Origin of the sequence: Chryseobacterium sp. HR92, from assembly GCF_045689405.1 — a bacterium.
GTDB classification, from domain to species: Bacteria; Bacteroidota; Bacteroidia; order Flavobacteriales; family Weeksellaceae; genus Chryseobacterium; species Chryseobacterium viscerum_A.
This window is the reverse complement of sequence record NZ_CP139139.1, coordinates 3,847,720-3,859,925: the sequence shown is the minus strand read 5'-3', so window position 1 is coordinate 3,859,925 and position 12,206 is coordinate 3,847,720. Positions and strand designations below refer to the sequence as shown.

Genomic DNA, 12,206 nt, shown 5'->3' with positions numbered 1-12,206 from the left:
TGGTTGAAAATCAAAGGATTGCTGGTTATGTCAGGCTTGTAGAGCCGATTATTCTTTACAACCCCGTTTCTTTTTCATTACGAAATCACAATAAGAGAACCCGGATTATATTGGTCAGTTTTTAAACAATACAGTTTTCTGATATAAATGAGTATTGCAGGTCTGCAACGTGTGGTTTTGTAGCGGAGTATAGGCTGGTAGAATAGGATATATTGCAGCCCGGATTGGGGATAAAGATTTTTTTTTCATGTTTGTGTTTTTAGGTTCTTAGCTTTTATAAAAAATAATGGATAATCAATTATACAATTATGCAAATTTACAGCCGTGGCAATCAGAAAGAAATATCATAAAATAAATATTATATTAATGAGAATTTTCTATTGATTTTTTTGCGCTTTTTATAGTATTTTTAATGAATGTGGGTGTAAAATTGTATTAATTTGTTAATAACCATTATTTTTGCAAATATACGATATTAAAAAAAACACACAATGAGTCAAAAAAATCTGACTAATAAAACCTCAGCCGAGGGTAAAGAAATATGTCCTGTTCAAAAGCTTTTAAAATCCATTTCAGGGAAATTGAAACCGGAAATACTGAGTTTGGCAATTAAGTCAACTTTGCGTTTTAGCAGTTTGCTGCGTGATATAGAAGGATCTAATAAACAATCATTATCCATTGCATTGAGAGAACTGGAAGAAATGAATTTATTGGAGAGAGTGGTCATCAGGCAAAAGCCTTTACACGTAGAATATAATCTTACTAAAAAAGGAAAAGCATTGATTCCCATTTTTCAACAATTGGAAGGTTTGATATAAAAGTGGAAAGTTATTTTTAAAGTAACAAGCCGGTTCTGCTCAGAACCGGCTTGTTATTTATTTGCATGAAGAATTTAGAGGGTTGTTAAGATAATCTTTCCTTTGGGGAGGCTGTACAAAATAAGGGGTTTCATATGTATTTCCCGGACGGAAAAAATCAGTGGAAATAACCTGGGCACCACTGTTGAAAGCTGCCTTAGAACGTGTAAAATCATTAGTTTTAGCTTCGTAGGTTTCAATATCTGATCTGGTTCTGACCATAAAACCCTGTTTTACCAGATTCTGTATCTCTTTCTGTCTTACGATGGCATTATCCCGTAAGATAAATCCTGCAAAAGAATCATCAGGCTCACTGCTCAGGAACATGACTCTTTCTTCTAATGAACCGTCTATGAGATAAGGATTGTTTTTTGAAGATAAAGTTCCGGCACTTCCGGGAAGCAGCATAAAAATGAATTTACCTTTGCTATCGTTCAGTTTAGGCCAGTTATTGTGAGTTACAGCTTCTTTGAGCGTATGGTATTTACCCTGAACCTCTTTTGGAGTGATGATCTTGTCTTTACCAAGGTATTTTACAATTTCTCCATCCAGATCATCATAGGCTTTTTTATCAAAAGGAAGGACTTTTGTGCTGTTTTCAAGAATTGGAAATCCTGAATCCTTTGCTTCGATCATCATAAAAATAGGAGAGTGTCCGGGATGCTGATCTGACCATATTTTAAGAGCAGTAAGCGCATCTTTCAAAGTCGGATAATGAGTTCTGAAATCGATATCTGCCATATGCAGTACTTTGAAACCCGGCTGATCCATGCCTTTTGTACTGAAAGATGCCAGGTCAGTGACTCCTTTGGTTTTTAATACCTCATACGTGGCGGGATGACTGAATCTGCTGCCTTCCGGATCATAATAGACATCTATTTCCAGGCCTCTCAGATTGGCGTTGAGCTGCTCAGTGAAGTCAGGGTGATTATAATTCAATCCCTCTTTCAGGTCCATTCCGTAAGGATGATACTCTTTAAATTTGGCTTTTTGTTCTTCAGACATCATACTGCTGTATTTCTGCATCATTCCGTTGATGATAGGTGTTACCAGATCCAGTACTTTAGGATCAGCCGGCTGAGCGTATGAATTATGAGTTCCTACAACCTGCAGTTGATTGATTCTTATATTCTGACATTTATCCTGTGCCTGCAGTAGTGCTGTCATACAAAATGCAGCTCCATATATATACTTTTTCATATGAATAAAAAAAACTTTTGATTAAAAATTGAAATTGAAACCCAGCTGCCCTCGTATTCCTGAGTAAGAAATATTTTCTACACGGTCTTTTGTTCCCATATAATAGCGGTTGGGTTCATTAAAAATATTATTCAGCTCTACAAACAGACGAACCTTTTTTGTAAGGCTGTAAGAAGTGGAAAGGTCTACCGTGAAGTTTTTGTCAAAATACTGATAATGATCTGCACCTGCAGCAGCTCTTATTTCACTTACATAATTTCCTTTATAATTTCCTGCCAGACGGATCATCATCTTACTGGTTTCATAGAACAGAATGGTATTGAAAATATGTTTTGCCTGATTGGGAATTGTGGTAGACATTGTTCCGGTTTGCTTGCCGTTTTCGTACACCGGCATATTCATTTTGGAAGAGATATAGGTGTAGTTTCCTTCAAAACCGATGTTTTTCAAAAATCCGGGTAGGTTTTCAAAACGTTTGGATATTCCGAATTCAAAGCCGAAGAGTTTAGCTCCCTCCAGATTTTTAGGGGCTGTGAAAGTATAAGTTCTTCCGGCAAGATCTACTACAGACTGATCTTTGTAGATAAGATTGGTGATATCTTTATAGAATACTCCGGCTGTTATCAAGTCCAGTTTTCCAAAGTAATTTTCAAACATAAGATCAAAATTATTTGAAAATGTAGGATCCAGCTTTGTATTTCCCTGGGTGATGGTATTGGTAATATCATTGACGATGGTTCCGGGGTTCAGATCGTTAAAATCCGGTCTTGCAAAAGAACGGGTGTAGGCCAGTCTCAGGATCCGGTCATTACTGATATTCCATTTCATATTGACCATAGGAAGTACTACATTATAGGTTTTATTGTCTTTAATGTCTTCCGTTTTACTGTCTTTATCAGAGATTACTTTTTTGCCCCAGAAAGTAACGTCATTATATTCATTTCTGAAACCTCCCAATACCTGAAGCTGGTCTGAAATTTTCCAGGTTCCCATCAGATATGCTGCCCATACATTTTCAGTGCCTCTGTAGGAGCTTGTAACATTTGAATTGCTGTCCTTACTGCTTACCTGCATCAGTCCCAGGCTGTTTTGTGTACTCGGGTTATACATCTGGTCGATCTGTGCATTGGTAATCTGATCAATGATTACTGCATTGTAAGGATTACCTAATGGGTTCATGAAACCTCCTTTGTACTTAAAAGCTTCACGCTCAAGCTGATTCAGAAAAGTTACCGGAGTTCCGGGAATCCCCAATGATGATTTTGGCATCCAGACCAGCACAGAACTGTCGACGATTTTATTCTTATTATTGTATTTGGTTCCGAATTTAATTTCAAAATTATCTGCTGCTTTATATTTGATATCAATCTGCCCTCTGAGGTCTGTCTCACTGTTATGGTTCTGGCTCAGGATAATCTGATTCAATCTAAGTTTGTCTGCTGTGATAGCCTGCTGGTTATAAGGAAGAGAATATCTTCCGGTATCACCAATACCATCCGGAGCATCCATCGCCATATATTTTCTTCCGTCAGCGGATAGATTTCCATAGGTCATAGCTTGTGTGAAATTAATGATAGGGTAACCTCTTTGATCTTTTTCAAGATTGTCAGGAGAATTGAATTTAAACTCAGAACGCGCTTTGGATAAGGACCAGTTTACCTCCATACGCTGCCCCACCTGATGATTACCACCCAGCTGCATAGAATACAGATCCGTAAGATAATCTGCATGACGAGCCTGAAGAAGAACATTTTTACTGTCAAAATTAAAATAGGTCTCCCTTACGGACTGACCGTCTTTGTACTGGCTGTATAATGCTTTTGCATATAATTTGTTCCTGCTGTCTATCTCATAATCCAGTCCCATATTGAATCCCAAAGTTCTGCGGTTTGCAAGATAATCCCGAAGCTGAAACTGATTGATGGAATAAGAAGCTGTTTTATCTTTCAGTCCATAGTTGTAAATATTTCTCATCTGGTCAATAGCGGTAGAACGCTCCCAGATCACTGCTGAGGTAATGAATTTCAGCTTATCGGTAATTTTATTTCCATAAACGATAGATGTATTGTAAGTAGGAGACTTAGACATATTGACGTAGCCTGTAGCCATACTTAGAGCCAGAGTCTCCTTATTGGGTGAGGTTTTTGTGATAAAATCCACATTTCCGCCAATGGCATCCCCGTCAAGATCGGGAGTTAAAGCCTTAGACAAACGTACATTCTGAATAAGTTCCGAAGGGAAGATATCCATCTGAATTCCCCGGTTGGCATTATCACCGCTGGCACTCGGCATTCTGTTGCCATTCAGGGTAGAAGCAGTCCATTGTATAGGTGTTCCTCTTACTGCTACAAAACGTCCTTCTCCCATATCCCTTTCAATAGAAACACCTTGCATACGCTGTACGGCATCTGCGGCATTCCGATCTGGCAGTTTCCCGATGGCATCGGCAGAGAGTACTTCTGTAATCGTATTGGAGTTTTTCTTCATGGTAATCGCTCTGGCCTGTGATGCTTTATACACATTGGTAACCACTACCTCCTGAAGATTGTTTTCTTTAAACTTAGCTCCGAATTTAATTAAGCCAAGATCTACCTCCTTTTTATCCGTAATGGTGAAAGGAATATAAACATTATCATATCCTTTATATTCTACAACAAGCTTATAACTGCCGTCATAAACATTATTAAGAACAAAAGAACCGTCGGTATCGGAAGTTACTTTCTGTCCGCTGTTTTCAATATAAACAAGGGCATTGGGAAGGTTTCCCTGACTGTCTACTACAGTTCCGTGAACGGTGGTTTGTGCAAAGGCCAATGGCCCAAGAAGAAAAAATGCTGCTTTTGTTAAAAAAAGTCTTTCTCGTGACATCCTTATAAAGTTTGGTGCAAAGATGTCAGCTCCCTCAAAAGTTTTGGTTCATTTAAATTTTATGCAACTTCTTCTGTTGAGTTCGAGGTGAACTGTGTTGTAATTCAGTTAGTTACTAATGTTAAATAATTGTAACTAATGGACAAGCTGAGAAGGAAGACAATCAAATTCTTTTTTAAAATATTTATAAAAAGTAGATTTGGATTTAAAACCACATTGAAACGCAAGATCTGTAACACTTGCTGAAGGATCTTCTGATAAGATCTGTTTAAAATGCTGTATACGGCTTCTGTTGGTATATTCGTGGAAATTGGAATGGAGATGTTTATTAAAAGTGATGCTTAAATCCGCCTTGTTTATTTTCAGATGACCTGAAAGCTGGTCTAAAGTAAATTCCTCATCAAGATAATCATGACTCTCCTGATAGAAAGAGGTAATGGCACTTTGTACAGCCTCAAAATCTATTTTTGAAAGATCTTTATACTGATAGGTTTCTTTAGGAGCGGAAAATTGTGCAGTATTTTGCTGTTCCTGCAGTTTGTGCTGGTACGTTAAAATATAAACGTACAAAATCCATCCGAATTGAAAAAGAAACAGGAGGCTGTAAATCTTCTGATAGATCAGAGTATCCCAACCCAATTGATAGACCGTCCAGAAAATCAATACTCCCAGTAATACATAACAAACCAGATAACGAAAATTACCGGCTGCAGGATGGGTGATGTTTTTGCGGTATCTTGTCAGTAAATAAATACATAGAACAAGGCAGGCAATCCAATAACAGCTGTAATAAACGAAGTAGGATTTATAAGATCTGATAGCCAGATCTGCCCAGGAAATGTCAAGCATCTTCGCAGAAAGGGCAATGGCATGATGAATAACAACCAATGTTAACGGAACAATCAGGTATTTAAGTTTATCTCTCCATTTTGCATGAATTAAATGCGTAGTGATATAAAGAAAAATAAGCCCTTTAAAAACACGAAGACTTCCCGGAATTTCATACAGAACAGATTCATAACCGAACTTCTGAATGATGAAATACTCATATCCCATATCCAGTGTGACCACTCCAATATACAATAGCAGCATATTCAGTACAGATTCTCTGTTTTTGATAAGCGAGATAAGCAGAGTAAGCGTGATAAGTGCCTGTAGTACAACTACCATAATGATGTATAACATGATAACTGATATTTTGCCAAAATTATAGATAATATGGGCATGGCATCTTTAACAAATTATTAAATATCAATTTAGAAAAACAGACAATAATTAAGATATCAATTCTGACAGGTATTTTTTCCGGTTTTGTATATTGAGCGGATATTATTATTTTAGCTAGTGAACATAATTCGGATGTCAAAAAGGAAATTTGTTTTGCTCTCAATACTTAAAACCTGGCTGATCTCCATGTGGGTTTCCTGTGGATTTCTGATTCTGTTTTTTTCATTTTTCACGATTACAGATGAAAATATTGGAAGCGGGAAAGTCATCGTTTTTTTGATTATGAATCTGCCTTGGCTGGCTTTCTGGATGTTTTATTATTATAGATTCAATGTCCATTTTAATATAATCAACAACTGATACTATTTATTCATGAAAAAACAATTTCAAAACTGGACACTCTTTTCTATTGTAGGAATTACTGCCATAATTGCTGGTGTGGCTGCTTCTATTATTCTAATGACAGGAGTGTCTGCTTCTGATGGATTATTTGGAATGTATATTTTGTTCGGTTTAATTCCTGTATTACTGGTGATTATCATAGACCGGATTCTTGTAAGGAAATTCGGGAATAAAAATGTCAATAAAGTTGAGTTTTCAATATTGCTGTTGATTGTACCCTTATGGATGGTAAGATTTGTGATTAATCTGATTGTTTAAATTACTTCTATGAAAAAATTGTTGTTATTCTGTATTATGATGCTCTCTGCTGTATATTCTGCGCAGCCTTTTATCCTGAAATCTACCGGAGAAGCAAAAGAGTTCAGGCTGACTCTTTATTACGGAGCTCAGGGAAAAGGAGCTTTTGTGCAGTATTCCGGGAAGAAAGAAATCATTCCTTTACAGGTAAAAAGTTTTAAAGTTGATACAGACGGGAGAAGTGACGGTCAGCCGGATATTGAATATTATATCTGGAATGAAATGATCGGTGGGAAAATAAATGGAGTATACAAATTTGAAATCATGCATCATCAGGCTTCAAACATTAGCTATACAAGAGGAAAAGACAACAGAAAGTTTTCGCTTGAAATGGTTGAGGATGAAAAAAAATACGATGGAAACGGCAAATATCTCCTGCACGGGGCTTTACTTTCGTTTAATCATTTTTATAATAACCACTTCACCATTATTTACCCTGATGGAGAAAAGACAGCTGTAGAACTTCCGGCTCCGGATAAACCATCTTTTGCCAGGCAGAGTATTATTGAAGATTATAACTTTGACGGTTATGATGATATTGCATTCTCCGTTCCTGATGATGGAATGGGTGTGTACAGGATGTTTGATATTTATCTGTACCATCCGGAAAATAAACGTTTTGAAAAACTTAAAGAGCCTGATTATTCCCATTCAAGCTGTTCCTGCCTTTGTGATGTGACTTTAGAAAAAGATAAGAAACTTTTAAAAACAGGATGCAGGGGTGGAGCAAGGTGGCATCAGGATATTTATCGCTTCGGTAAAAAAGGAACCTTAGAATGGGTTGCCACGAAAGAACAGACAGAAGAATAATCTTCTTTTAAATATGTGAAAATTCCTTTGAAGTCAATAGACTTAAGGAATTTATCATCTATAACTCCTCATTTGCAGTGATAAAATCTCCGTTTTTTTACGGTATTTTTAATAATGTCTTTTGTGATTCAATTTTAGGTCTGATATTTGTACTGGGTAGCCAAACTAAATGGCCGATTTATTTATGAAAAACATATCTGTGAAAAAATCCTTTCTTTATACATGTTTATGCGCAGTTTTCCTTGTTTCCTGTAAAAAGGAAATAGAAAAAATAAGCGATACTTTTAAAGATACTGTTTCTTCTTCTGAAGTTCAGGAGGTAGAAAAGGATTCTATAAAGAAAGATTCTGTTCCTGTGGTAAAGAAAGAATCTGTTCCACCTGTAATGCAGGAAAATGGTTTTTATAATGCTTTTGTTCTTCCAAAGGATAAAAAGATGCGTGATTCTATCTATGCCGAATACAGTAAGAAATACAGCGTAGGAGAGCGTACTGCTATTTTAGCATTAAACAGACTTGACTCTAAAAGTAAATGGAATGCTGACACATTGGTAGTTCCAGCAAAAATAGATACAACTTTGATGGCTTATTCACCATTCCCAATGCAGTTAGATGTATTAAGCGGGGTGAAAAAGTTCGTTATCTTCTCCTATCCTATACAGGCTTTTGCGGTATATTCCAATGGAAGTCTTGTGAAATGGGGACCTACAAGTATGGGTAAAAAAGCCGCTCAGACAACAAGAGGACTTACCTTTGCCAACTGGAAAAAAGAGCTGGCCATTTCTACGGTGAGCAGTGAATGGAAACTTCCTTATAACTTCAATATTCACAATATTGGAGGAATCGGATGGCATGAATATACACTTCCGGGATATCCTGCTTCACATTCCTGTCTGCGATTGCTGAGAAAAGATGCGAAATGGCTGTATTCCTATGCAGATACCTGGATTCTGAATCCTGGCGGTGCTACTACCAAAGCTAAAGGTACAGCAGTAATGGTATTCGGAGATTATAAGTGGGGCGGTAGAAAACCCTGGCGAAAGCTTCTGGATGATCCTAATGCCAATAATATATCTGTTGAGGAACTGACTAAGCTTCTTGAACCAGATGTTCCAAGAATGCTTAAAGAGCAAAGCAACAGGGAAAAAGTGGTGGATTCTATCAAAGCGGCAAAAGCAGCTGCTACCCCTATTCAGAATGAAAAGCCTATAGAACCTCAGTCTAATTGATTTTCTTTTCAAACTGCAGAGTAGATTCCTCAGCAAACCTTCTCAATTTAAGCATTTCTTCCTTACCCTTATGCTGCCCGAATCTTGCAGCAATATAAGTAAGAAGAATAAAAAATAACATGATAAAAGAAGCGCTCAGTGCCCAAGGGTATTCAGCGCTTTTTATTTGCTTCTCTACGTAGTACATCGTGAAGAAAGTCATCCAGAGAATAGAAAAGGAAAAATACAGGAACATGAAGAATGTCCACACCGCTGAACTAGGTCCAAATACTCCACGTATCGCTATATGTTCATCTTCCATTTCTACCCGCAGTGCAAGGCGGGGTTTCCAGTAGTTGTCATATTCTGTTTTCACCCAGATGGTAGCAACTTCTTTATTGATGTTGCCAGAAAACTCATCTTTATGCTCATCCATATATTTTTTCAGATTTTCAGCGTACTCTTCTTTAGTAAGATGAGTAAACATTTTAAATCTGGGCCGGGTTCTTATTCTGTCTAAGGTGCTTTCTTCAGTATTCATATTTTTATTCTTGATAAGGAATGGGATCTTCCAGTGCGAAACTCAAGGTCAGTTTTTGATTTTTCCTTTGAATAACCATGGTAATATTTCTTCCTTCATTAGATTTCATAAGTTCTACAATTTTTTCCAAAGTCATATCTGAGGTTTGCTCTCCGTTTATACTTAGAATTCTGTCATCCTTTTGCAATCCTGCTGCATAAGCGGGAGAATCTTTTCTTACTCCTGCAATAGAAAATATTGGTTTTAAACTGAACTTATACTGGAAAGCGTCTTTATAAACTTCGGTTGCTACCATCATAGATTTTTGGGTCTCGATTTTTACTTTATCTTCCTGCCATTCCAGGCCATCCTGTTTGAAATCCAGGCCGCTCATATTAAAATGAAAAGGATCGTCAAAATATTTGTTTTTCCTCAGATACAGTTTTTGGTTAGGATAATCAAAAATTACGGTAAATCTCCGCATAATTTCGCTTCCCACAGAACCTTTCCTGCTTTCTACCAATTTGACATGCTGGATAGAAAATTCATCCGGCATAGCAGTAAGAGGCTTTTCAAATTTAAAGCTTCCAAGATAAAAATTATGAATCCGGCTTCTTTTGCCGTAGATATCTCCATTGAATCCGCGTCCAAGAAAATCATCAATATTCGGTCTGTTGTAGACGAAGTTTTTAATCAGGGTAGGGAAGAGCCAGATAGCATCACTGTTGCCAAGGTCAATCAGCAGTTTTGAATCTTTCTTTTCATTTGTCATTTCTACACCGGCATACAGATAAGGCTTATCTTTTTCAATTGTGATGGGAAACTCTTCAAATCTTTTGGTTTTCTTTTTTAGAAGGTCCGCATTTTCATAAACAGTTATTTTCTTTGAAGCATAATCGATGTAAATAAGATGATCTTTAAAAAAATGATATCCGATAACCCCATTTACAGGAATTCCTACGTGAGGTGAAATATTAAATTCTTCATCAATAATGATATAAAGAGCCATAGAAGTATTGACAATTTCATTTCCTATTTTACCTAAATTGCGTTCAGATTTTAAACCATCAATACTTAAACTTCCTCCAAGACCGGAAAACTTAACTTTTTCAACATTGCTCAGTTTCAGTTCTTTATTTTCCAGACTGAAAAGAATAGTCTCCGAAACTCCCGTATCCAGCAAAAAGGTAAGCTCCGCACCATTAACATTGATAGGAATAAAGATAAGATTGTTGATAAACTGAAAAGGAATTACCGCTTTTTTTGTATTAATCAACTCAAAAGAATTCTGGGCATTTACAAAAATGCTTAGAAATAATCCCAGTAAAAACAATTTAAATTTCATTTACTGAATTTACTGAAATTATCTTTATGATAAAAAAAAACATTCCAAAAGCAGGAATGTTTATATAAACTACAATGAAGTGATGTTTTTTATTGAATTTATGTCAAATCGGGTTGTGGTTATTTGGAAAAGAATTCCATCAGATCCATATAATTTTTCTGATTGACGCCATGTCCGCTCATATATTCTCTGAACGTGAAGTAACAGCTTAGATCATACAGAAGATCTGCCGCTTTTCTTCCCCATTCAAGTGGAATCACAGCATCATCAGTACCATGTGAAATAAAGAAACGAAGCCCTTCCAGTTTCTTTTTATCTTTTACAATACCGTCCAGAATTTTATCTTCAGGATAACTGCTTAAACAAGCAACATAATTGAAAAGTTCAGGATGTTTTAAAGCCAAAGCATAGCACAAAATTCCTCCCTGGCTGAAACCGCACAGATGAGCTTTACTTTCTGTAAGTCCATAATGGTTGATGATCTTAAGCATACTTTCCAATACAGCATTTAAAGACTCCTTTGCCTGTGGAACGTCAATAAAGTTTTCGGGATCGTTGAAATTAATATCATACCAGGAATATCCTTCAAATTGAGTATCGCGCGGAGCTCTGAAGCTTACAATGATCCAGTCATTGGGAAGCGTTTCCCTAAAGCTGAAAAGATCCTGTTCGTTACTGCCGTAGCCATGAAGCATAAAAAGAATAGGGGTATTGGAAGTAATGTTTTCCGGTTCCCTTACTAGATAATCTAAATTCATACAGCAAAGATAATTAAATTACACTCAGAATCTTAACTTTTATTATTCATACAATGAACTTTGGGCAGATGGTGCTTTATGTGTAAGGATTGGTTCTTTGAAGTGTATTTTTGGACTTTAGAGGAGACTTTTTCTTTTTATTGATTTGATATTATTTAGAAATCTTTATTGGAAAATTTTCATAAAAATTATTTTTATATTAATAAAAAACTTATATTTGAAACATTAAAAAATCTATTTGGAGAAATGAAGCAATTTTACAATTCAAAAAGTTTACTTAGACTTTCTTTTTTATTCGTTTTATTATTTTCTGTAATTACCATTGTTAGTTCTTGTAAAAAAGATGATGATGAAGAATTTAAGGATCATGTAGTTCAGTTTGAAGTGAAGACCACTACAGGAGGAAACATTATAAGTGTTGTAACACAGGTGGGCACGGCTCAGAACACAATATACAATACTCCGCAGTCACCGGTAACTTCACCATGGACAAGTGGGGAATTCTTTGTGAACTCCAGCCAGGCACAGCTGAATCTTGATGCTAACGCGTCAATGCCGGATGATAATTCTGAGTTAACGATCAATCTTTACATAGATGGAGAAGTTGCAAGAACTGTTAAGAAAAAAGGAAAAGGAGTATTAGTTGCTTCTATCGATTACAGTTTCTTAGAACCATAAAATATCACCATATTTATATACAAAAAAACCGCTCCCA

12 protein-coding genes are annotated in these 12,206 nt (G+C 36.4%); 6 read left to right on the top strand and 6 right to left on the bottom strand.

From position 1 onward, the window contains the following. Positions 1-491 precede the first annotated feature (491 nt). Positions 492-818 carry a winged helix-turn-helix transcriptional regulator gene (locus SFA27_RS17370; RefSeq protein WP_407293898.1) on the top strand — a complete coding sequence of 109 codons (327 nt, stop codon included), beginning with the start codon at positions 492-494 and terminating at the stop codon, positions 816-818. Between the two features lie 57 nt (positions 819-875). Here the strand turns inward: SFA27_RS17370 and SFA27_RS17365 are convergent, their stop codons facing one another. From SFA27_RS17365 to SFA27_RS17355, 3 genes are all read right to left on the bottom strand, one after another. Beyond that, positions 876-2,057, bottom strand: coding sequence for a phosphatidylinositol-specific phospholipase C domain-containing protein (locus SFA27_RS17365; RefSeq protein WP_407293896.1), 1,182 nt, complete (start codon positions 2,055-2,057; stop codon positions 876-878). A 21-nt stretch (positions 2,058-2,078) separates the two neighbouring features. Then, on the bottom strand, positions 2,079-4,925 hold the full coding sequence (locus SFA27_RS17360; protein WP_407293894.1) for a TonB-dependent receptor: 2,847 nt from the start codon (positions 4,923-4,925) through the stop codon (positions 2,079-2,081). Positions 4,926-5,060: 135 nt separating this feature from the next. Further along, the gene (locus SFA27_RS17355; protein ID WP_052184695.1) at positions 5,061-6,110 is read right to left on the bottom strand and encodes a helix-turn-helix domain-containing protein; all 1,050 of its coding nucleotides are present in this window, start codon (positions 6,108-6,110) and stop codon (positions 5,061-5,063) included. Positions 6,111-6,284: 174 nt separating this feature from the next. On the opposite strand from SFA27_RS17355, the gene SFA27_RS17350 reads away from it, so the two are divergent. The 4 genes from SFA27_RS17350 (at position 6,285) to SFA27_RS17335 (ending at position 8,889) form a co-directional block, all read left to right on the top strand. Further along, positions 6,285-6,512, top strand: a complete 228-nt coding sequence (locus tag SFA27_RS17350) for a hypothetical protein (RefSeq protein WP_156118416.1) — start codon at positions 6,285-6,287, stop codon at positions 6,510-6,512. Between the two features lie 12 nt (positions 6,513-6,524). Then, positions 6,525-6,812 carry a hypothetical protein gene (locus tag SFA27_RS17345; RefSeq protein ID WP_407293892.1) on the top strand — a complete coding sequence of 96 codons (288 nt, stop codon included), beginning with the start codon at positions 6,525-6,527 and terminating at the stop codon, positions 6,810-6,812. Between the two features lie 9 nt (positions 6,813-6,821). Continuing rightward, complete coding sequence (locus tag SFA27_RS17340) at positions 6,822-7,661, top strand: XAC2610-related protein (RefSeq protein WP_407293889.1); 840 nt, start codon at positions 6,822-6,824, stop codon at positions 7,659-7,661. A gap of 184 nt (positions 7,662-7,845) precedes the next feature. Continuing rightward, positions 7,846-8,889, top strand: coding sequence for a L,D-transpeptidase (locus SFA27_RS17335; RefSeq protein WP_052184702.1), 1,044 nt, complete (start codon positions 7,846-7,848; stop codon positions 8,887-8,889). On the opposite strand, the gene SFA27_RS17330 is transcribed toward SFA27_RS17335, so the two are convergent. The 3 genes from SFA27_RS17330 to SFA27_RS17320 form a co-directional block, all read right to left on the bottom strand. Next, positions 8,882-9,409 carry a hypothetical protein gene (locus tag SFA27_RS17330; RefSeq protein WP_264518606.1) on the bottom strand — a complete coding sequence of 176 codons (528 nt, stop codon included), beginning with the start codon at positions 9,407-9,409 and terminating at the stop codon, positions 8,882-8,884. The two genes, SFA27_RS17335 and SFA27_RS17330, sit on opposite strands and share 8 nt — an antisense overlap. Before the next feature lie 4 nt (positions 9,410-9,413). After that, positions 9,414-10,733, bottom strand: coding sequence for a PDZ domain-containing protein (locus SFA27_RS17325; protein WP_264518605.1), 1,320 nt, complete (start codon positions 10,731-10,733; stop codon positions 9,414-9,416). 119 nt (positions 10,734-10,852) lie between these two features. Then, positions 10,853-11,491: an alpha/beta hydrolase gene (locus tag SFA27_RS17320; protein ID WP_047377171.1), complete on the bottom strand. Its 639-nt coding sequence runs from the start codon at positions 11,489-11,491 to the stop codon at positions 10,853-10,855. Positions 11,492-11,737: 246 nt separating this feature from the next. Between SFA27_RS17320 and SFA27_RS17315 the strand changes: the two genes are divergently transcribed. Further along, complete coding sequence (locus SFA27_RS17315) at positions 11,738-12,169, top strand: hypothetical protein (protein ID WP_407293886.1); 432 nt, start codon at positions 11,738-11,740, stop codon at positions 12,167-12,169. Positions 12,170-12,206 lie beyond the last annotated feature (37 nt).